This is a genomic window from Wohlfahrtiimonas chitiniclastica DSM 18708 (assembly GCF_000375345.1).
Taxonomy (GTDB): domain Bacteria; phylum Pseudomonadota; class Gammaproteobacteria; order Cardiobacteriales; family Wohlfahrtiimonadaceae; genus Wohlfahrtiimonas; species Wohlfahrtiimonas chitiniclastica.
The window spans coordinates 157889-179024 of sequence record NZ_AQXD01000003.1 but is presented as its reverse complement, the minus strand read 5'-3'; the positions used below and the strand labels follow the sequence as shown (position 1 = coordinate 179024).

Genomic DNA, 21136 nt, shown 5'->3' with positions numbered 1-21136 from the left:
AAGTATGAAGTAGTTTAAGGAGTTTTGCTGTGAATAATTGCTTGCTATACTAGACGAAGTTTAAGGTGAAAGGGAAATTTAATCTTTCATGCCTTAAATCGCTATTCAAATAAAATAGTGTAATTTTATCATTTTGAGGAAAAAATAAAAATTATGTCAGACGATCCTTCGCCGAGCCGAAAGAGTTGGTTATCTCGATTAGGATTAGAACGTAAGAATGTTACATTAAATAATTGGAATACAGAGCTGACCTTGCTGCAAAAGGAAGGGAAGATTGATTCAGAAGCGGTGAGCATGATCCGCTCTGTTTTGTCCTCGCAAACCCTCACTGTGCGTGACATTATGGTGCCGCGTGCCCACATGATCTCTGTGGCGATTGATGATGACTTTGATGAGTCATTACAAAAAATCATTCAATCTGGGCATTCTCGCATCCCTGTGTTAGCGGAAGATCATGAAGAGGTTCAGGGCATTTTATTGACCAAAGATTTGTTGCATAAAATGCGTGATCCAAGCATTGATGTGGCCACATTATTGCGTCCTGTGGAATATGTGCCAGAAGGTAAATATGTGATTGCCCAGCTCAATGAGTTTAGAGCGAAACATTCACACATGGCATTGGTGGTGGATGAATATGGCGCGGTGTCAGGTTTAGTCACCATTGAAGACATCATTGAACAGATTGTCGGGGAAATTGATGATGAGCACGATTTCATTCCCGCCGATGAAGAGATTGAAGTGGAGCAAGTGGATGAAAATCATTACATCGTGGATGCAAAAATGTCCCTTGAAGAGTTCAATGAGCGCTTTGGCACGCACTTTGTGAAAGATGAAGTGGAAACCATCAGCGGGCTTGTGATGACACAAGTGGGCTTTTTACCGAATGCCCATTCAGAAGTGGTGATTGATGAATTAAAATTCAAAGTCTTACCGTATGATGGCAAGATGCTGGATAAGTTAGAAGTGGAACCGAATAAGCAATCAAACAATGATTCTTAGTGTTGTATAAAAAATAATCAATTGAAAATTTGACAACCTTTGAAAAATAGATATAATTGCAATCCTTCATTCCTCGATAGCTCAGTTGGTAGTAGCACTTGACTGTTAATCAAGGGGTCCCTGGTTCGAGCCCAGGTCGAGGAGCCAAATTAAAGAAACCTAGCTTTGCTAGGTTTTTTTATTGCCTGTCAGAAAAAAATAACACCGCTCTGCTACAATGATTTACAAATCCACTGCTATAATCGGCAGAGAGTCAATCATTATGGAACATGACGACAATGACAGAACAAAAAGCCTCCGTGTTTCGCTTACCGATTCGTGTCTACTATGAAGACACCGATGCCGGTGGTGTAGTTTATCACTCAACGTATTTAAATTTTATGGAGCGTGCCCGCACCGAGTGGATGCTTGCCCGAAACATTAACTTAAACACGTATGCTGCCACTGAACATAAGATGTTTGTGGTCAAATCCATTGAGGTGGACTATAAACAGCCCGCGCATTTATGTGATGATTTAGTGGTGGAAAGTTCGATTGAAAAGCTCACCGCAACACGGGTATATTTCAAACAACAAATCTTCAGGGGTGAGATGCTTTTGACATCTGCGCGCGTACAATTGGTCTGTTTAGACACCGATTCACGCCGCCCAATTCCATTGCCACCCATTTTTTCATAAGGATACACATGAACGCACATTCACAGTTAAATCTATGGACCCTTGTGGTCGAGGCGAACATCATCGTACAAATCGTGATGTTGTTGCTGGTTATGATGTTGATTTCCGTGATCTTCATCGCTTGGCGCAAGTGGATTTTGTTAAAATTAGCGCTGCGTGATGCGAAAAAATTTGAAAATAAATTCTGGTCAGGGGCGGACATTCAAGAGCTCTATCACAATGCGAGCCAAAAAAAATACACCGAAGGTTTAGAGTACATTTTTGTTTCAGGCTTTCATGAGTTTAATCGTTTACGCACCACGCCCATTTATTCACCTGAATTTGTGGTGGACAATGTGCGCCGCGCAATGGAAGCGAGCGCCCAAAGAGAAGAGAATAGTCTTCATAAATCTTTATCATGGTTAGCAACCACAGGTTCGGTTGCCCCTTATTTTGGTTTATTCGGTACGGTGATCGGTGTGATGAACTCATTTGTGGCGCTTGGCGCGGTTAAACAAGTGACATTAAGCCAAGTGGCGCCCGGCATTGCGGAAGCATTGATTGCAACGGCGCTTGGCTTATTGGTGGCGATTCCATCGGTGATGATTTACAACTCCTTTGTCAATGCGATTGGCAAAATCTCCGATGCTTATGATGTCTTCATTGAAGAGTTTGCCAATATTTTGGCAAGACAATATGGTCAAATGCAGATCAACCGTCAAAATGGAGCGCAATAATGCGTCGATCACGTAGAAAGGGTAATGGCAAAGGCCTACAGGCAGAGATGAACATTGTCCCCTATGTGGATGTGATGTTCGTGTTACTCACCATTTTTATGGTCACCGCAACGACGATTCCATTAGGTGTAGATATTGATGCCCCAGAAATGGAATCGGATTCTGATTATGAGGAAGTTGTGGATGATTACTTGATGGTGAGTATTGATAAATCTGGACAATATTATTTCAGCGAGCTAGAAGAGCCTGATCAAGCTTTGAGTCTTGAGCAGCTTACAGCTGAAGTTCAGTCCTTTATGCAGCAAAAGCCGAATGCACGAATTTTCTTGCAGTCTGACAAAGATGCGCCTTATGGTAGCTTGATTGATGCCATGAGTCGCTTAGGTCAGGCAACAGGAAAAAATGTTCAATTGACAACGCCAGTGAAATAAATCGCTATGAGTAATCCTAAAAGAACAGTTTTTGCAAATATTGTCAGTACCGTAATGACGAGTGCTTTAGTCATTGTGACTGTGTGCGTGATTTATTATATGCAGAAAAAGGAGCTGATGTTTTTTATGTCTGATGCTTCATCTCATAATGAAGCGCCAGATTTACCTGAGTTATTAGCACCCGCATTAACAGCTGAGTTAAATACAGTGGCTCAACATCAGACTGCAATGAATCAGCCGGATCAATATCAAACCGATGATTATTTCAAAAAGTTTGCTTTTAGGGATAAATTAGAAGAGAAAAAGCGCCTAGAAGAGTTAGAGCGTAAAAGAATTGCTGAAGAAAAGCGCAAAGCCGCAGAGGCTGAGAAAAAGCGTTTAGCTGAAATTGCCGCAAAGAAAAAAGCAGAGGAAGAGGCGAAACAAAAAGCCATCGCTGCTGAAAAGAAACGCCTAGAGGAGATTGCCTTAAAGAAAAAGCAAGCCGAAGAGCAGAAGAAAAAAGAAGAAGCTGAGCGTCAAAAGCAATTGGCAGATCAAAAAGCAGCTGAAGAAAAAGCGGCAAAAGTGGCGGCTGAGAAAAAACGTTTAGCGGATGAAAAGGCCAAAGCTGATAAAGCCGCGGCAGACAAAGCAGCCGCTGAAAAGAAACGCCTGGCAGATGAGAAAGCAAAAGCCGATAAGGCAGCTGCCGACAAAGCCGCCGCTGAGAAAAAACGCATTGCCGATGAAAAGGCCAAGGCCGATAAAGCAGCAGCGGATAAAGCTGCGGCAGAACGTAAGGCAAAAGCCGATGCAGCCGCGGCTGCGGAAAATGATCGCATTGCCACTGCTTATTTGATGAGCGGCGGATTTTTAGGCGCGATTCAAAGTGCACTTTATAGCCATTGGCGTGTGCCGACAGGTTCAAGTGGTTTAACCGCAACGATCGTATTTTATGTGGATGCCCAAGGCAACATCACAAAAATTGATGATAGAAAATCAAAATATAGCGGCAATACTGCCTTTGATGATTCTGTCAAAGCGGCGATTTTACGCACCGGCAAAATCCGCATGCCAGACAATCAACATGCCATCAATAAGCTTGTGAAAGAGGGCATTGAGGTGACATTTGATCCGAAAGAGTTTTTCTAGGAAACGTGATTTAAAAAATTTTTGACAACAAGGTTGTCGAATTGTTGTAAAATTACTGTTTTCTTATCGGTGGATTGCTATAATTTTGAGCGATAAGACTATAAATGATGAATTTTAAATTTTGGAGCCCATAGCTTTATGAAAAAGTTACCTCTTTATCTTATGTTAACAGCGGTGCTCAGTGCCTGTTCACTTGCGCCAGATTATCAGCGTCCGCCATTGCCTGTGGCCAATAGTTTCCCGGGTGAGCCTGCGAAAGCCAATGAGATTAAAGTGAAGGCTGCCGAAATTGGTTGGAAACAATACTTTAAAGATCCTCGTTTACAAGAATACATCAGTGCGGCATTGGCAAATAACCGCGACTTAAGAATTGCGATGCTCAATGTAGAACAAGCTCGCATTGCGTATGGCATCACCATCAGTGATCGTTTACCGGGCATCAATGCACAAGGTGGCTATTCACGCGCTAAAAATGGGGATAATCCATTAACGGGTCGATCAAATATTACAGATGGCTACAAAATTGGCGGCGGTATTTCTGCCTTTGAATTGGACTTCTTTGGTAAGTTTGCATCCTTAAGTGATGCGGCACAAAACCAATATTTAGCCTCTGTTGAAGGGCAAAAAGCGGCGCACATTGCATTGGTGGCACAAGTGGCACGCAGCTACATTCAATTGAAAACGGCAGAAGAGCAGCTCAATCTTGCGCGTGAAACATCTCGCACTTATAACGCATCGTATCAATTGGTGAAACAACAAGTGGAGGCAGGGATTGCCAATGATCTTGACTTAGCACAGTCTGAAGCACAATTGTATTCATCTAAAGTTGCGGTCGCGAGTGCTGAGCGCGCGGTATTGCAATTAAATAATGCGTTAAATTTAGTGGTGGGTAAAACCATTGCACCGCATGCACGTGGTTATGCCATTGGCAGCCAGAAAATCTTGGGTAAATTGCCAGCAGGTTTACCGTCAGAAGTGTTGTTATCCCATCCTGATGTGATGGCAGCAGAATATCAATTGATGGCATCGAATGCCAACATTGGCGCAGCGCGTGCGGCCTTCTTCCCGAGCATTTCATTGACGACGACGATTGGTTCAATGTCAGAAAAATTCTCTGACCTCTTTAAATCACCCGGTGAAACATGGAGCTTTGTGCCACAAATTTCCATCCCGATTTTCAACTGGGGCAAAATTAAATCGAATTACGACTTATCTTTAGTGCGTAAAGATGTGGGCATTGCCACCTATGAAAAAGCGATCCAAACCGCCTTTACGAATGTGGCCAATGGTTTGCAGTCCCAAAAACCGTTGCAACGTCAGTTAGCGGCACAAGTGAAATTAGTGGCCACCACCAAAGAGAGCTTGCGTTTAGCTCAATTGTTATATGATAACGGGATTGCAAGCTATTTGAACGTATTAGATGCACAGCGCTCACACTTCCAAGCGCGTAATGGTTTATTGAGTACCTATCAAGAACAAATTTTAAATGGCATCTCGTTGTATGTGGCGCTTGGCGGCGGCTTGTACGAGGATACGGTCTCAAATACTGAGCCCATGTTTGAAGAAGTAAAGTAGCTCCTGATTGCAAAATTAAACAGACACTGTATAATACGCACATAACGGGGTATGGCGCAGTCTGGTAGCGCACTTGCATGGGGTGCAAGGGGTCGTAGGTTCAAATCCTGCTATCCCGACCAAATCTAGCCTTAAGATCATCTTAAGGCTTTTTTAATTGTCAACATTTTGCCTTATAGGAAATTATGTCTAAAGAAGATCATATCGAAATGGAAGGCGTTGTAATTGAAACGCTTCCTTATACAACATTTAAAGTAGAGTTAGAAAATGGCCACGTTGTGACGGCTCATTTATCTGGAAAAATGCGCAAAAACTTCATTCGTATCTTAACCGGCGATAAAGTACGCGTAGAATTAACACCTTACGATTTAAGCAAAGCGCGCATCGTATTCCGCGGTCGTTAATATCAAGCTTCAAAGTTCTTTAAAAAGATTAGCTTTCACTCACTCTGTGTTCTGCCATAATAATTATCATAAATGGCTAATCTTTTCTCATCTTCAAAAAAATATAAGGGTTTCTCATGCGTCCGTCTAATAGAGCATTCGATGAAATGCGCTCCGTAGAATTCATTACTGACTATACAAAACATGCAGAAGGCTCTGTGTTGGCATGCTTTGGCGATACAAAAGTATTGTGCACAGCATCGATCGAGCACAAAGTCCCCTCTTTCATGCGTGGTGAAGGTCGTGGTTGGATTACGGCTGAATATGGCATGTTGCCACGTTCAACTCACTCAAGAATGGCGCGTGAAGCGGCAAAAGGTAAGCAATCGGGGCGTACGCAAGAGATTCAGCGCTTGATTGGTCGCTCGTTGCGTGCTGCGGTGAATTTAGAAACCCTTGGCGAATTTACCATTACAATCGATTGTGATGTTCTACAAGCCGATGGCGGCACACGCACCACAGCGATTTCTGGTGGTTTTGTGGCACTCAAAATGGCGATTGATTCAATGCTTAAGCAAGGTTTGATCACAGAAAATCCCATCATCTCAAATGTTGCCGCAATCTCTGTGGGCATCTATGAAGGCAATGTGATCTCTGATTTAGAGTACATTGAAGATTCAGCCGCTCAAACAGACATGAATGTGGTGATGAATGGCGAAGGCCGCTTCATTGAGCTACAAGCAACAGCAGAAGAAGCAGCCTTCACCGATGAGGAATTGGCAAAAATGATTGCCTTTGCCAGAGCAAGCATTGCCCAGATCATCGAAAAACAACAGGCGTGTTTTGCATAATGGACTTTAAAGTTCCTTTACAAAAAGCCACACTATTAAAGCGCTATAAGCGCTTTTTAGCTGATGTGGTGCCGGAAAATAGCGATGAAACCATCACCATTCACTGTGCAAATACTGGCTCGATGCTCAATTGCTTTGTGCCAAACGGTGAGATTTGGTATGAGCCTTCTCAAGATCCGAGCCGCAAAACGAAGGGCAGTTGGACATTGTCAACAACGCCTCAAGGGCGCACAGCGTGCATTAACACACACTTAGCGAATGCGTTGGTGGAAGAGGCGCTTAATAATGGCATCATCACGGAACTTACGGGCTTTACGCGATTAAAACGCGAAGTGAAGTATGGCGCGGAAAATTCTAAAATCGATTTTTATCTCGAATATGCAGATGGGCGCACCGTGTATCTTGAAGTCAAAAGCGTGACGCTCGGTTTTGAAGATGGCAACATTGCTGCCTTTCCGGATGCGGTGACAACACGTGGCGCTAAGCATTTGCGTGAACTCATGAACATTCAGTCAGACACAACGGAGGCTTACATTCTCTATTGTGTGAATTTATCGGGCATTGAAGGCGTGCGTGTGGCATCAGAAATTGATGCCGCTTATGCAAGCGCGTTTAATGAAGCGGTGCGCGAAGGCGTTAAGCCCTTGGTGTATGGCACCACGATGGATGAAAGTGGCATTTCCATCACGCATCGATTGCCATTTGTGGGCGCATCCGATAACGTAGGGTGAATCATCAACAAAGGTAATGGATCATGAATGATTTAAGAGGACAAACCATCGGCCTTGCCGGTGCGATGCAAAGCGCGATTTTAGTGGATCGCTTTGCAAAAGATCACGAATATTTAACCGAATACGCCACAGGCTTGATTCACAGCATTTTTGAGACCGATCCTGATGGCTTAGAAGCTGTGTATGGCAACTATGCCAACATTGCCATGGGGCTGCATGCTTTAGCGAGCCAAGAGAAGTTATCCCGCGAGGTGATGACGTACTTTAATGCTGTGCTCGTGTTGCAAAAGCGTTTGCGTCAAAATGAAGCATTGCTCAACATCATGAGCAGCGGCATTGAAAACATCAAAGGGCGCTTGGTGCATTTTCCGATGATGCATGAAAACATTCAAATGGCACTGGCGGATTTGTATTCTCAAACCGTCAGTAAACTCAATCCGCGCATTTATGTTAAAGGCTCAGATCAATCTTTTCTCATGAGTGAGCGCAATGCCGCGATGATCCGCACGCTGTTATTGTCTGGCGTTCGTTCGGGCATTTTATGGCATCAATATGGCGGCACGACTTTTAAACGCCTCTTTGGGTATCACAAAGTGGCCAATGAGGCACGTCAGATTTTAGTAGAGATCACACAATAATCAAAAGAGCGGTTTTTTGCCATGTGGAATCTCTTGGATTAAAACTGGTACACAAATGCCAGACAGTTTCAGCCGTAGTTCTCGAATGAGGGCCACGGCTTTTTCTTCGGGCACGCGAAAGTGGCTGGTGCCGCGGGCAAAGTCGAGTTGGTGTAGATAATAGGGCTTAATGTGTACGGCAATGAAGCGGCGCATGAGGGCGGCAAGCGTCTCAAAATCATCATTGATGCCGTGCAGCATCACTGATTGAGAAATGAGCATGATGCCATTTTGTTGTAAGCGCTTCATGGTTGCGGCAACGGTGTCCGTCAGTTCATCGGCATGATTGGCGTGAATCACGATGGTCAGCGTTTTGCCCATCGCTTGAATCTCTGAAAAGAGTGAGAGTAATTCATCGGTGATCATCTCTGGGGCAACCACAGGAATGCGCGTATGAATGCGTATGTTTTGTAGATGGGGCACGCGAGCTAAGCGCGTTAAAATGTGCGTCAAACGATTGACGGACAAAATGAGCGGATCGCCACCGGTTAAAATGATCTCCCAAAGCTCAGGATGGGATTCAATGTAGGTAAAGGCATCCTCTAATTCATCGCGGCTTAAAGATTCCCCATATTGACCAATCATCTCTTTACGAAAGCAAAAGCGGCAGTAAACAGCGCACAGCTGCGTCACTTTCAATAAAGCACGATCTTGATAACGGTGCACAATGCCGGTGACTGGCGTATAAGGAATGTCCCCAATTGGATCACTGACTTCATCTTCTAAAATGATCCCTTCTTTGCTTGAGGGGATGAATTGCTGATGAATGGGATTTTTGGCATCGCCATCCATCAATGCTTGCATTGCAGGAGAGATGCGAATTTGAAAGTGTTCGGCAACGCCTGAAAGATCCGCAGGGTTGTCAATCATGTTTGCTTGCTGTAAATCTTTGAGGGTTGTCCAGTATCGAGCCATAATCGTCTGATGAGGTTTATTGTGAAAGGAAAAAATGATACAGTCCATTTTCGCAACTGTATAGTCTAAACCGATATTATGCCGAATTTTCCAGTTATTTTCTTGATGGGGCCGACGGCTTCCGGTAAAACCGACACCGCACTCGCCTTAGCTGACCATTTTCCTTGCCATTTAATCTCCTGCGACTCTGCGCTCATTTATCGTGATATGGACATTGGCACTGCAAAGCCAGATCGCGCAACCCTTGAACGTTATCCTCATGCATTGGTGGACATTTTATCCCCAATGGCGCGCTATTCTGCGGAGCAATTTAGGCAAGATGCCCGTGCTGAAATTGAGCTTGCCCGTGCGGCAGGCAAAATGCCGGTGATTGTGGGCGGCACATTTTTATACATGAAGGCGTTGATTGAAGGCATTTCGCCGATTCCGCCCGTTAAAGATGATGTGCGTGCGGAGTTGTTACAGCGTCATCAAACAGAAGGTATTGAGCCTTTGTATGCTCAATTATCATTGTTAGATCCTGAAAGTGCCGCGCGTTTAGCACCTGCCGATACGCAGCGCATTCTCCGCGCTTTAGAAGTGGTGTTGAGTACAGGGCAAACCTTGAATCATTTCTGGCAATTGCCACCGAAAGAAGCATTACCATATCCATACCTTAAATTTGCTTTAACTTATCAAGACATTGCGCGGGCAAATGCGCGCATGGCACTGCGTTTTGAGCAAATGATGGCGTTAGGCTTTGTGGATGAAGTGGTGCATTTACGTGAGAAATATCCTGAACTCAATGGAGATTATCCATCGCAGCGTGCGGTGGGTTATCGTCAAATTTGGGATTATTTAGAGGGTTTAATGACGAAAGAAGATGCCATTGAGCGCGCCATCATCGCCACGCGCCAATACGCAAAACGCCAGCGCACGTGGCTTAGAAGTGAAACGGAGCTGTTGCCGGTGAATGTGGAAACCTTAAATTTCCATCAAACCATCATTCAGCGGATTGAGGCGGCGCTTCTTCCGTAACGGGCGGCAATTTAGGTGCGAGATTTTCTCGCATCTGCTCGATCATTGATTGCCCTAACGGATGGAGTTTAATCGGATTGATGTCGTAAGTATCCACAATGGTTTTCGGCGTGATGTTGGTGCGCACCGTGGTTAAATTGATCTCATCCTCAATGTGCTCAAGGCTCTCTAACACGGCATCGGTCACATCTGGCGTTGGATTGACCACCAAAAATGTGCGTGAACGTAGTGTATTGATGTCTTTTGGCATGCGCCAATACATGCCTTTTGGAATGGTGCCAGGGTACAGCCCAAGGCTGCTTTTGATGATCTTTTGGATTTGATCATCGGTAAACGAGAGAATTTGTCCATCGCAACTGGTGGTGAGCTCGCGCACCAATGCACTCGATGGATTGGACATGATCATCACGCCATCAATGGAAAAGCTGCAAAACAGATCAGAGAGCTGGGATAAACCATTGCTGATGGGAAAATAGACATCTTTTTCCGTCAATCCTAAAGATTTGGCCAACGGTTTGCCACGGTGTTCTTTTGTGGCCCAATCGGTGACGCCAATGGTGCGATCGCGAAAGCTTGCCACAGATTCGAGCGTCACATCATGGCTGCCCACCAACAGAAGATATTGCTGATAGAGCGGGGTAATGATGATGGGTTGGCGCTTTTGTTTTTGATTGGCAATGAGCACCTCTTCAGGCATCAAAGCAATTTGAATGTCGTTGTTCATGAGTCGATCCCACATCACTTCAGAATCCACAAATTGTGTGGCGCAGTGATTATTCGGGTGATCGGCTTCAAAGCCAAAGCAAACAAGGTTTGTGGCTTCTTTGGTGATGTCTAATGTATCGCTGTAGCCCACTGTAATGTTTCGAAGCTCATCGGCATGTATTGGCGCAAAGATGAGGGTGCACAGTGCAGCAATCGAGCGAATTTTTTTCATCATGATTATCAACCTCAGACAACTCGAAACATCAAATTTAGCACGATGGCAAATTTGGCGCAAAAAAAAACCTAGCTAGGCTAGGTTTTTTAATTTGGCTCCTCGACCTGGGCTCGAACCAGGGACCCCTTGATTAACAGTCAAGTGCTACTACCAACTGAGCTATCGAGGAATTAAGGATTCGCATTATAGCCATTGTGTGATGAATGTCAACACTTTTTTAAACGTCTGACGAAAAATTGTCATTAAAAATTTTCTATTGGGAAACAAAAAAACTACCAATGACTGCCCAATGAACGGTGTAAAGTAAAATATAAATAAATTATTTGGAAATTTTTTTAAAATAAATGAAAAAAATTATTTTATTTGGACAAAACTCAAGATAAAAATGTAGCTTTTTAGTAATATTGGGCGTTTATTGTATTCAAAAAAGCTAAGGAGCAACTGATGGCGGAGCCTAAAGTTAAAGATCGATCCGTGGGATTGGTCAATAAATTTCTCAATGGCATTGAGTGGGTGGGGAATAAATTGCCCTCACCCTCATTGTTATTCTTTTATTCGATGTTGTTGATCATGGTGGCATCGTGGCCATTGTCCTACGTGAATTTCTCGTTTTCGATTGCCAATGCTTCCGGTGAAATCAATACTTCTGTGGAGCATGTACATAATTTATTGTCTGGCGAGAAAATTGTCTACTTCTTAGAAAATTTTGTCAAAATCTTCATTGGTTTTGCACCGCTTGGCGTTGTGGTTGTGGGAATGCTCGGCATTGGCGTGGCAGAACGCACCGGCTACATTGATGTGGCATTGAAAAAATTACTCAACATTACGCCAAACAAATTGTTAACACCGATGGTGCTTTTTGTGGCGATGCTCAGCCACTTTGCGGCAGATGCCGGCTACATCGTCGTGATTCCAATTGGCGGGATTTTATTCTATGCAGCAGGTCGTCATCCTGTGGCGGGGATTGCCGCAGCATTTGCCGGTGTGTCTGCGGGTTTCTCTGCAAACTTGATCCCTTCAACAAACGACATTTTATTGCAAGGCATTACAGAACAAGCCGCGCGCATCATTGATCCTGAATATACAGTAAACGTGCTCTCTAACTGGGCATTTGGCAGTGCATCGGTCTTTTTCTTGGTGATTGTGGGCTGGTTTGTGACGGATAAAATCGTCGAACCTCGCTTAGCAGGCGTTAAAATCGACGGCGACACACAAGCTGAAGAGCGCCGTGATGTGACGCCAAAAGAGAACCGTGCATTCTGGATTGCCTCTTTCGTGATGATTGCAATTTTAGCGGTTTTCACCATTTGGGCGATTCCGGCAGATTCATTACTGCGTACAGAAGGCTCTTTAACAAGTGCGCGCGCACCTTTGATGCGTTCGATTGTGGCCATCATCTTCATTGGCTTCATCATTCCGGGCATTGTGTACGGCTATTTGGTGGGCTATTACAAAAAAGCGGATGATGTGATCGCATCGCTCATGGAAAATATGAAAGACATGAGCAGCTTCCTTGTGATGATGTTCTTTTGTGCGTTTTTCATCGAAGCATTCACGCAATCAGGTTTAGGACGCATCATTGCATTGGCAGGCGCTGAAGGCCTTCAAGGTTTACGTGTGGGGGCTTATACCACCGTTGTATTGGCGATTTTATTCATCGCATTCATTAACCTATTCATTGGTTCGGCTTCAGCAAAATGGGTATTGTTGTCCCCAATTTTGGTGCCAATGATGATGCATTTAGGCATCGCGCCAGAATTGACACAAGCGGCCTATCGCGTCGGTGACTCCACAACGAATATCATTTCACCATTGATGACATACTTTGCCTTAGTGGTGGTGTATTGTCAGCGTTATGTGAAATCAACAGGCGTTGGGACATTGATCTCCACTATGATTCCATACACATTGGCATTCTTAGTGACATGGATTGTTTTTTTGTTGGTGTGGTGGGGCTTAGGTTTACCACTTGGCATTGAAGGTGCATATTTATATACGCCAGCGAGCTGATTCTAAAATGAATGAAGCCCTGCATTGCAGGGCTTTTTTTATGGGCATTTATTGAGTGGTTAGGCGGCGAAGCTCTAACTCATAGCGCTTGCCTTTATCGTAGTAGACGATGAAGGAGGGCACAAAGTAGAGATTTTTTGCCAAACCCACTTCAATCTTTTTATCGCCTTCACCGCCGACATAATAGGCAGACACCTCTTTTTTATTGTTCACATAGTGTTGCTTGTCGGCTTTTTTCTCAAGGGCTTGCAGGGCATAGAGTTTTTTACCATTGGTGGCATGGGTGCCAGCTTTAGGGGCATTTTGGTTGATGCTCATTTGCCAAGCGATGGAGAATAAATCTTGGGTCAATTGTGGCAACGACTCACTTTTTTGCGTGGGCAATTTGCCATATGTGATGGTGCCTTTTTGATAATCAAATTGCGCCGATGAATAGAGATCATTACTGCGATAGACGCTGTATTGCGTCGGCATCAATTGATCATTTTTAATGATGCCTTTGGTGACAAATCGCATGTTTTTAAATGGAATGTTGATGTTGGTGATGATGGTGTAATTTTTATCATCGTGTTGAAATTTTAAGGTGGCCGGAATGCCATAAGGGCCGCTGTATTCAAGCGTCATCTCTTTAGGCAACTCAAGGGCGATGCTCAATTGCGTCAACACTGCGAGGGATAAGAGGGTGCGATAGAAATATTTCATGAATCTCCTTACATTGTTCAATGACTCATTAGAGTATGGTAGCGATTTGATGAAAAAGGGGAAAGTCATCTTTTATTTTTCAAATCATCAAAAAAATGGAATTGCCTATTCTTTAACCGAAGATTCCTTGCTACATTATGATGTTCAAGGAGGAAAATATGTCACAAAAAAGTATTTCGGTCGGTATCATCGGTGCCACGGGATATGCAGGCCAGCAATTGGTTTGGCTCTTGCATCAACATCCTAACGTGGTGATTAACTTTGTCGCATCGCACAGCCACAGTGCAAAACAGTTTTCGGAAGTGTACCGAAACTATGAATCATTTTTTGATAAACGACTCATCAATTTAGAAGAGGTCGAGCCACGACTGCGATCCATCGATTTACTTTTTTTAGCGTTGCCTCATGGTTTATCAGAACCTTTGACAAAAAAAGCTTTAGAAGCTGGCATTAAGGTGATTGATTTAGGCGCAGATTTCCGTTTTGATGACGAGAAAATCTTCGAGAAATGGTACAACACAGAGCATGATGATCCTGCCATCAATCGTCAAGCGGTGTATGGCTTGCCCGAATTGTATCGCGATGAGATCACCGATGCCAATTTAGTGGCATGCCCGGGTTGTTATCCAACTTCTGCCATTTTAGGCGTTGCGCCGCTCTTAAAGACAGGAGCAGTGAAACCTTCTGTGATTGTTGATGCAAAATCTGGCGTCAGCGGTGCAGGGCGCAGCGAGAAATTAGAATTGATCTTTGCAGAGCTCAATGAAAATTTTAAAGCTTACGGTTTATTTTCTCATCGTCATACGCCAGAGATTGCCCAAGAGATGAGCAAACTTTTGCATGCACCCATGGATGTCACTTTTACGCCACATTTGTTGCCCATTAACCGTGGGATTTTATCGACGATCTATCTAGACATCACAGAGCCCATGACAGAAGCCGAGGTGTATCAGCAGTACATCGCGATGTATAAAGATGAGCCATTTGTGCGCGTTGTGAATCAGTTGCCACAAATTTCTCATGTGAAAAACAGTAATCTGTGTGAAGTCGGTTTACGCGTCGATGAAGCACGCCAAAAAGTGATTGTGGTGTCCGCGATTGATAACCTCATTAAAGGGGCGAGTGGGCAAGCGGTGCAATGCATGAATTTGATGTTTGGCATTAAAGAAACCACCGGTATTCATCAACTATCGATGTACATCTAACATAACAATGGAATAACAATTATGAAAATCATTCAAGAGGGGGGCGTCACATCTGCACTCGGCTATGTGGCCGCAGGTGTGAAGGCAGGCATTAAGGCAAGCGGTAAGCTTGACATGGCTGTGATCTATTCAGAAGCGCCCGCAGTGGCTGCTGGCGCATTTACGCGCAACGCAGTGCGTGCAGCGCCGGTACAAGTGTCTGAAGCGCATTTGAAAGATTGTAAAGTGCGCGCGGTTGTCATCAATAGCGGCAATGCCAATGCATGTACAGGGGAAGCGGGTATTCATAATGCACGCACCATGTGTGAAGTGGTGGCCAATGGTTTAGATTTAGCCACCGATGAAGTGGCGGTGGCTTCAACAGGCATCATTGGTGTTCCATTGCCGATGGATAAAATCATTGCAGGAGCAACGGCGGCACTTGATCAACTCTCGCGTGATGGCGACAATGCCACGCAAGCCATCATGACGACAGATTTGACGCAAAAGCACATCGCTGTGGAAGTCATGATCAAAGGTCGCATTGTCACCATTGGCGGTATTGCTAAAGGTTCGGGCATGATTCATCCGAATATGGGCACGATGCTGGGTTTCATCACAACCGATGTGGCGATTGATCCATTTTTATTGCAAAAAACCTTTTTAGAAAGTGTCGATGAGAGCTATAACATGGTCTCTGTCGATGGCGATACGAGCACAAATGACTCTGCCATCATTTTAGCCAATGGTTTAGCAGGCAATGCGCCGCTTGTGTCTGAGCAAGATGCGGATTTTGAAACTTTCCGTGCGGCCTTGCGTTTTGTGAATCAAACCCTTGCCATGAAGATTGCTGAAGATGGAGAAGGCGCCACAAAACTCATCGAAACGCGTGTTTACAATGCCAAAACATTAAATGATGCCCGTAAAGTGGCTAAATCAGTGATTGGCTCAAGCTTAGTGAAAACAGCCATTTTTGGCGGCGATGCCAACTGGGGACGCATTTTGTGTGCAGTGGGTTATTCTGCGGCAGATTTATTGGTGGATCAAATCGAAATTTTTGTCAAAGGCGGCGATGCGAGCGTGCAAATCGTGGCACAAGGTGCGGGCATTGCGTTTGATGAATCCCTTTTGGCAACGATCTTTAGCGAAAAGAAAGTTGAGATCGAAATTCATCTACACAACGGAGATCAACATGCCGTGGCTTGGGGCTGCGACCTTTCCTACGACTACATTAAAATTAACGCAGATTATAGAACTTAAGGATGGATCATGGTTAGCAATACAGAAAAGGCAGCCGTTTTGGTGGAAGCACTGCCTTTTATTCGTCGTTATCACGGCAAAACAGTGGTCATCAAATATGGTGGCAGCGCAATGGTGGATGAAAAGATTCGCCAAGAGTTCATCAAAGATGTTGTTTTGATGAAATATGTGGGCATCCACCCGGTGATTGTCCATGGCGGTGGGCCTGAGATCAATCAGATGCTTGAGCGCGTCAATAAGTCTACAGAATTCATCGAAGGGCTGCGCATCAGCGACAAAGAGACGGTGGAACTTGCAGAGATGGTGTTGTCCGCAAAGATCAACAAAGGCATTGCGGCAGACATTCAGCGCCAAGGCGGCAAAGCCATTGGTTTAAGTGGGAAAGATGGTCGCTTGATCACGGCGCGTAAAAAGTTTGCCCACAAAGCGGGTGAACAAATTGACATTGGATTTGTGGGGGAAATTGAATCCATCAATCCGGATGTGATCACCACAATGGCGCGTGAAAACTATATTCCTGTCATTTCATCGATTGGCATGGATGAAGAGGGCAATACCTATAACATCAATGCCGATTATGTGGCAGGGGCAATTGCCGCGGAGCTCAATGCCTTTCGTCTCTTTTTCTTGACGGATGTGGATGGCATTATGATGGATCACACAGATCCCTCCACATTATTGCAAGAAGTGACTTACGATGAAGTGGAAAAACTCATTGATGATGGCATCATTTCAGGCGGAATGTTGCCAAAGGTGCGCACATGTTTAGATGCCATTGATCGCGGCGTGAAAAACGTCATCATCTTAAATGGCAAAACATTGCACGCCATATTGTTAGAGGTGTTCACCGCAGAAGGGGCGGGCACTTTGATTAAAGAAGCTAAAAAGGAAGCGACAACATGTTAATGAATGCATACCAACGCTTTCCTGTGACATTTGTGCGCGGGAAAGGTCCATTTTTATACAGTGATCAAAATGTGGAATACATCGATTGTGTTTCAGGGATTGCGGTTAATTGTTTAGGGCATGCGCATCCTGTGATGGTTGCAGCGGCAAAAGAGCAAAGTGAGAAGCTCTTTCACATCTCAAATTTGTATCACAATGATGCACAAACGGCATTGGCGCAAAAATTGATTCGCAATAGTTTTCATCAGCAAGTGTTTTTCTGTAATTCAGGCACAGAAGCGAATGAATTGGCGGTGAAGATTGCCCGTAAATATGGCCATAAAACTGCGCCAACAAAGAGCAAAATCCTTTACATGAAGGATTCCTTTCATGGCCGCAGTACAGGTGCTTTAGCCATTACTGGGCAAGAGAAATATCAAGAGCCATTTCGTCCGTTGATGGGCGAGGTGGTTGAGTGTGAATTCAATAATGTCGAGATGGCCAAAGCTTTGGTCAATGATGACTTTTGTGGCATTTTCATTGAGCCCGTGCAAGGAGAAAGCGGCATTCGTGCAGCCACACCAGAATTTTTACAAACATTGCGTGATTTAGCGGATCAACACGATGCTTTATTGGTGTTCGATGAGATTCAATGTGGCATGGGCAGAATGGGCACACTGTTTGCGTATCAGCAGCTTGATGTGGTGCCAGATGTGGTGACGCTAGCGAAAGCCCTTGGCGGCGGCGTGCCGATAGCTGCTTGTTTAACGAAAGACAAAGCGAATGATGTGATTGTACCGGGTGATCATGGTTCCACATATGGCGGCAATCCCTTTGTATGCGCGATTGCCAATGCCGTTTTGACAGAATTGGTGGATCATGGCGTTGTGGCAGCAGTCAAAGAGCGCGGCTCATATACACAAAAGAAACTCAATTTATTGCGCGTGCGTTATCCATTCATTCAAGAGATTCGTGGCACAGGTTTGTTGCTTGGCATTAAATTTGATGAATCGGTGGTCAAATCTTCAGATGTGGTGAAAGCTGCGTTTGAGAACCGTTTATTGCTCGTTGGGGCAGGCGATAATGTGGTGCGCTTCTTCCCACCTTTAAACGTCACGCTTGATCACATTGATGTGATGGTCAGCCGTTTAGAGCAAGTGCTCGAAACTTTGGTGCCACAAGCTTAATTGTATGAGGCATGATAAAAACCCGCGATAGTAATCTATCGCGGGTTTTGTCATATCCTCTATGTAGTTATTTTGCTTAAGATCCTGAAAGAGCTTTTATTTAGGATCTCTTTGTTCAGGAGCTACATATAAATTACCACTTCTGTGGCACTTGTCAAACTTTTTTTGATCGGTATCAATTTTTGCCTTGAATCGGTGCAATAATCTTATCCGCAAAAAAGCGCGGTGAGATATACTGAATAATTGAACGCTTTTCCTGATCTAAAGAGACATCAACACCTTTCTCTGGGTAGAGAAAGTGCTGAGTGCCTGTATTTTTCCCCTCAAAAGTCTCCTCGATGATTAAAGCAGGTTCCCCAAAGCGACCTTTGACATCCTCTGGCGTTAAGACCACATGCGTGGGAATGAAGGCTAAGCTAAAGAGTGTATCGGTTTTGAACAAATTCGCCAATTCCGGCGGAACTTTGTAGCTATTATGTCGGCTCATCGGTGCCTTCTCAGCTTCGGCTTTTTCTTTAACTTCATCCATATGGATGGGATCAGCATTGAGCGTAAACGCCATTCTGCCCACAAATGGACCGACTTGTGTCTCTCTGAAGTAGCCTTCCACTTGATCGCCTTGATCCGTTTCATAGAGCGTTAAGGTGATGCGATTGCCAAAACGGTCGATGGCATCTTGCAATGTCGATGAATTCAAGGTGAGGTCAAAGACTTGTAAATCCTGCTGTTCTGACAAAGAGGTGGACCAAAAAGGTTCATGGCTCGGGTTCGCAATGCGCGGGGTGAACATGGGCAAACCAAAGTAGGCAAAAGCAGCCACAAAAATAATACAAGCAAAGGTAAATAATGTTTCTTTCTTCATAATCATAAAAATGGCAGCTTGCGCTGCCACTTGTTTCTTTAGAGGTGATTAGCTCAACGCTTTAAAAATGCGCTGACTGATTTCGTTCACTTCGCCAACGCCTTCAACCGTTACAAGTTTACCTTGTTTGGTGTAGTAATTGATGAGTGGTGCAGTTTCTGACTCATAGACTTTGCGGCGTTTTTCGATGGTTTCTTCAGTATCATCTGAACGACCACGAGACATCAAACGCTCTTTGATGATGTCAAATGGCACATCAAAGAAGATCACTTTATCAATCGGCTCACCGATTTGTGCAAGCAATTCGTCTAACGCTTCTGCTTGATTTAAGTTGCGTGGAAAACCATCTAACAAGAAACCACCTTCGATGGATTCGATGTTGTTTTTGATCATGCCTAATACGATGTCATCGGATACCAATTGACCTGCATCCATGATTTTTTTCGCTTCAACGCCAAGCGCGGTGCCTGCACTGACTTCTGCACGCAACATATCTCCAGTGGAAAGATGAGTGATGCCATATTTTTCGACTAAATTGGTGGCTTGAGTACCTTTACCTGATCCTGGCGCGCCTAATAATACGATACGCATGTTATTCTCCTAATTTCATATTGATATGTAGTTCATACATATTATTCATATTACACTATTTTTTTATTCCCACTCAATTGTTGCTGGTGGTTTATTAGACACATCGTAGACAACGCGTGTCACTTTTGGGATCTCTAACATGATTTTTGTAGAAATCTCTTCAATGAATTCATACGGTAAGCGAGCTGCGCGTGCCGTCATGAAGTCAATCGTTTCAATGGCGCGTAGGGCAATGGTGTATTCATACGTGCGTTTGTGATCTTTAATGCCCACAGATTTCACAGGTAAAAACACCGCAAATGCTTGGGAGGTTTTGTCATACAAGCCATGTGCGCGTAAACCTTGAACAAAGATGTCATCGGCCACACGTAAAATGTCTGCATACTCTTTTTTGATTTCGCCCAAAATACGCACCCCAAGGCCAGGACCTGGGAATGGATGACGATAGAGCATTTCAGCCGGCAAACCTAAAGAGACACCGAGTTCACGCACTTCATTTTTAAAGAGATATTTAAGCGGTTCGATGAGCTCAAATTTCATGTCTTCTGGCAAGCCGCCCACATTGTGATGTGATTTGATCACATTGCTTGCGCCGTGATGATCGCCCGATTCTAAAATGTCAGGATAGATGGTGCCTTGTGCGAGCCATTTGGCGTGAGAGAGTTTTTGTGCCTCTTCTTCAAAGATTTTGATGAAAAGTTCACCGATGATTTTGCGCTTACGCTCAGGATCATTTTCACCGGCTAATGCCGCTAAATAACGATCTTCTGCATTCACACGAATCACATTCACGCCCATGTTCTCATGGAACACTTGCATCACTTGATCGCCTTCGTTTAAGCGCATTAAACCTGTGTCCACAAAAATACAGGTCAATTGTTTGCCAATCGCTTTGTGTAAGAGTGCTGCCACCACAGAAGAATCCACGCCGCCAGAAAGGGCAAGGATCACTTCATCTGTACCTACGATCTCTTTTAAACGTGCAGTTTCAAGTTCTGCAAAGGCTTCAACTGTCCAATTAGGCGTCAATGCACATGTGGTTTTTAAAAAGTCCGCGATCTCTGTTTTTAAGTGGATGCTGTTTAAAGCATCTTCTGTCACTGCGAATGTTTTTTCGTTCGGTAAATGGCTGGCATCACTTAAATTGATGATGGCTGGGGCTTGATCAATGGCGGCTTGATCCGCTTTGATGGCTGGCATCAATTCACAGTAAAAATTGAGGGATCTGACCATTTGGGCGATGGTTTGCGCATGTTGGCGATTTTGATAAACCACCAAAACGGCATCGATTTGATTGCTCATAATGCTTTTATCCAAGGGTAAATGAAGGCGCCCATTGTATCAAAATGCTTACAAACTTACTCACAAAGTTATCCACAGCTCAAGGCTGTGGATCACTCAAACGATGG

General features: G+C 44.3%; 21 protein-coding genes, 3 tRNA genes and 1 pseudogene. 18 read left to right on the top strand and 7 right to left on the bottom strand.

Translation table 11 applies throughout. The features are described 5' to 3' along the window. The first annotated feature begins 153 nt into the window (after positions 1 to 153). The 12 genes from B143_RS0107440 (at position 154) to B143_RS0107385 (ending at position 8135) form a co-directional block, all read left to right on the top strand. Positions 154 to 999 (top strand): transporter associated domain-containing protein, encoded by an 846-nt coding sequence (locus tag B143_RS0107440; RefSeq protein WP_008315539.1) that lies wholly within the window; start codon positions 154 to 156, stop codon positions 997 to 999. A gap of 70 nt (positions 1000 to 1069) precedes the next feature. Then, positions 1070 to 1146: transfer RNA gene (locus tag B143_RS0107435), tRNA-Asn, on the top strand. Between the two features lie 131 nt (positions 1147 to 1277). Continuing rightward, positions 1278 to 1676, top strand: coding sequence for a tol-pal system-associated acyl-CoA thioesterase (ybgC, locus tag B143_RS0107430; RefSeq protein WP_008315538.1), 399 nt, complete (start codon positions 1278 to 1280; stop codon positions 1674 to 1676). A gap of 8 nt (positions 1677 to 1684) precedes the next feature. After that, positions 1685 to 2392: a protein TolQ gene (gene tolQ / locus B143_RS0107425; protein ID WP_018122795.1), complete on the top strand. Its 708-nt coding sequence runs from the start codon at positions 1685 to 1687 to the stop codon at positions 2390 to 2392. Continuing rightward, complete coding sequence (locus B143_RS0107420; protein ID WP_018122794.1) at positions 2392 to 2823, top strand: ExbD/TolR family protein; 432 nt, start codon at positions 2392 to 2394, stop codon at positions 2821 to 2823. Before tolQ ends, B143_RS0107420 begins: the two co-directional genes overlap by 1 nt. A 126-nt stretch (positions 2824 to 2949) precedes the next feature. Beyond that, a complete protein-coding gene (tolA, locus tag B143_RS0107415; RefSeq protein ID WP_248647513.1) occupies positions 2950 to 3957 on the top strand; it encodes a cell envelope integrity protein TolA in 1008 nt (335 codons plus the stop codon). Between the two features lie 138 nt (positions 3958 to 4095). After that, entirely contained in the window at positions 4096 to 5532 is a 1437-nt protein-coding gene (locus B143_RS0107410; RefSeq protein ID WP_026165767.1) for an efflux transporter outer membrane subunit, read from the top strand. Between the two features lie 45 nt (positions 5533 to 5577). Next, a tRNA-Pro gene (locus B143_RS0107405) sits at positions 5578 to 5654 on the top strand. Positions 5655 to 5717: 63 nt separating this feature from the next. Then, positions 5718 to 5936, top strand: a complete 219-nt coding sequence (infA, locus tag B143_RS0107400) for a translation initiation factor IF-1 (protein ID WP_008315533.1) — start codon at positions 5718 to 5720, stop codon at positions 5934 to 5936. Positions 5937 to 6052: 116 nt separating this feature from the next. Next, positions 6053 to 6766, top strand: coding sequence for a ribonuclease PH (gene rph, locus B143_RS0107395; RefSeq protein WP_026165766.1), 714 nt, complete (start codon positions 6053 to 6055; stop codon positions 6764 to 6766). Beyond that, positions 6766 to 7497, top strand: a complete 732-nt coding sequence (sfsA, locus tag B143_RS0107390) for a DNA/RNA nuclease SfsA (protein WP_018122791.1) — start codon at positions 6766 to 6768, stop codon at positions 7495 to 7497. Before rph ends, sfsA begins: the two co-directional genes overlap by 1 nt. Positions 7498 to 7520: 23 nt before the next feature. Continuing rightward, complete coding sequence (locus B143_RS0107385) at positions 7521 to 8135, top strand: DUF489 family protein (RefSeq protein WP_018122790.1); 615 nt, start codon at positions 7521 to 7523, stop codon at positions 8133 to 8135. On the opposite strand, the gene B143_RS0107380 is transcribed toward B143_RS0107385, so the two are convergent. Further along, positions 8136 to 9089, bottom strand: coding sequence for a KamA family radical SAM protein (locus B143_RS0107380; RefSeq protein ID WP_018122789.1), 954 nt, complete (start codon positions 9087 to 9089; stop codon positions 8136 to 8138). 78 nt (positions 9090 to 9167) lie between these two features. Between B143_RS0107380 and miaA the strand changes: the two genes are divergently transcribed. Next, a complete protein-coding gene (gene miaA, locus B143_RS0107375; RefSeq protein WP_008315527.1) occupies positions 9168 to 10106 on the top strand; it encodes a tRNA (adenosine(37)-N6)-dimethylallyltransferase MiaA in 939 nt (312 codons plus the stop codon). On the opposite strand, the gene B143_RS0107370 is transcribed toward miaA, so the two are convergent. Continuing rightward, positions 10072 to 11046, bottom strand: a complete 975-nt coding sequence (locus tag B143_RS0107370) for a TAXI family TRAP transporter solute-binding subunit (protein WP_018122787.1) — start codon at positions 11044 to 11046, stop codon at positions 10072 to 10074. The two genes, miaA and B143_RS0107370, sit on opposite strands and share 35 nt — an antisense overlap. 92 nt (positions 11047 to 11138) lie before the next feature. Beyond that, positions 11139 to 11215: transfer RNA gene (locus B143_RS0107365), tRNA-Asn, on the bottom strand. Between the two features lie 275 nt (positions 11216 to 11490). Here B143_RS0107365 and B143_RS0107360 point away from each other — a divergent pair. Further along, complete coding sequence (locus B143_RS0107360; protein WP_018122786.1) at positions 11491 to 13056, top strand: AbgT family transporter; 1566 nt, start codon at positions 11491 to 11493, stop codon at positions 13054 to 13056. A 48-nt stretch (positions 13057 to 13104) separates the two neighbouring features. On the opposite strand, the gene B143_RS0107355 is transcribed toward B143_RS0107360, so the two are convergent. Beyond that, positions 13105 to 13758 carry a hypothetical protein gene (locus B143_RS0107355; RefSeq protein WP_018122785.1) on the bottom strand — a complete coding sequence of 218 codons (654 nt, stop codon included), beginning with the start codon at positions 13756 to 13758 and terminating at the stop codon, positions 13105 to 13107. Between the two features lie 158 nt (positions 13759 to 13916). Between B143_RS0107355 and argC the strand changes: the two genes are divergently transcribed. The 4 genes from argC to B143_RS0107335 are packed head-to-tail and all read left to right on the top strand — an operon-like array spanning position 13917 to position 18274. Then, a complete protein-coding gene (argC, locus tag B143_RS0107350; RefSeq protein WP_018122784.1) occupies positions 13917 to 14963 on the top strand; it encodes an N-acetyl-gamma-glutamyl-phosphate reductase in 1047 nt (348 codons plus the stop codon). Between the two features lie 12 nt (positions 14964 to 14975). Beyond that, complete coding sequence (argJ, locus tag B143_RS0107345) at positions 14976 to 16202, top strand: bifunctional glutamate N-acetyltransferase/amino-acid acetyltransferase ArgJ (RefSeq protein ID WP_428837381.1); 1227 nt, start codon at positions 14976 to 14978, stop codon at positions 16200 to 16202. 9 nt (positions 16203 to 16211) lie between these two features. Next, the gene (argB, locus tag B143_RS0107340) at positions 16212 to 17108 is read left to right on the top strand and encodes an acetylglutamate kinase (protein ID WP_018122782.1); all 897 of its coding nucleotides are present in this window, start codon (positions 16212 to 16214) and stop codon (positions 17106 to 17108) included. After that, positions 17102 to 18274 carry an aspartate aminotransferase family protein gene (locus B143_RS0107335; RefSeq protein WP_018122781.1) on the top strand — a complete coding sequence of 391 codons (1173 nt, stop codon included), beginning with the start codon at positions 17102 to 17104 and terminating at the stop codon, positions 18272 to 18274. The genes argB and B143_RS0107335 overlap by 7 nt, the downstream gene beginning before the upstream one ends. A gap of 175 nt (positions 18275 to 18449) precedes the next feature. Here the strand turns inward: B143_RS0107335 and B143_RS0107330 are convergent, their stop codons facing one another. From B143_RS0107330 to guaA, 3 genes and pseudogenes are all read right to left on the bottom strand, one after another. Then, positions 18450 to 19166: a hypothetical protein gene (locus B143_RS0107330; protein ID WP_018122780.1), complete on the bottom strand. Its 717-nt coding sequence runs from the start codon at positions 19164 to 19166 to the stop codon at positions 18450 to 18452. Between the two features lie 18 nt (positions 19167 to 19184). After that, a complete protein-coding gene (locus B143_RS0107325) occupies positions 19185 to 19727 on the bottom strand; it encodes an adenylate kinase (protein WP_008315515.1) in 543 nt (180 codons plus the stop codon). Between the two features lie 63 nt (positions 19728 to 19790). Next, a pseudogene (guaA, locus tag B143_RS0107320) lies at positions 19791 to 20777 on the bottom strand (glutamine-hydrolyzing GMP synthase); the annotation flags it as partial. Positions 20778 to 21136 lie beyond the last annotated feature (359 nt).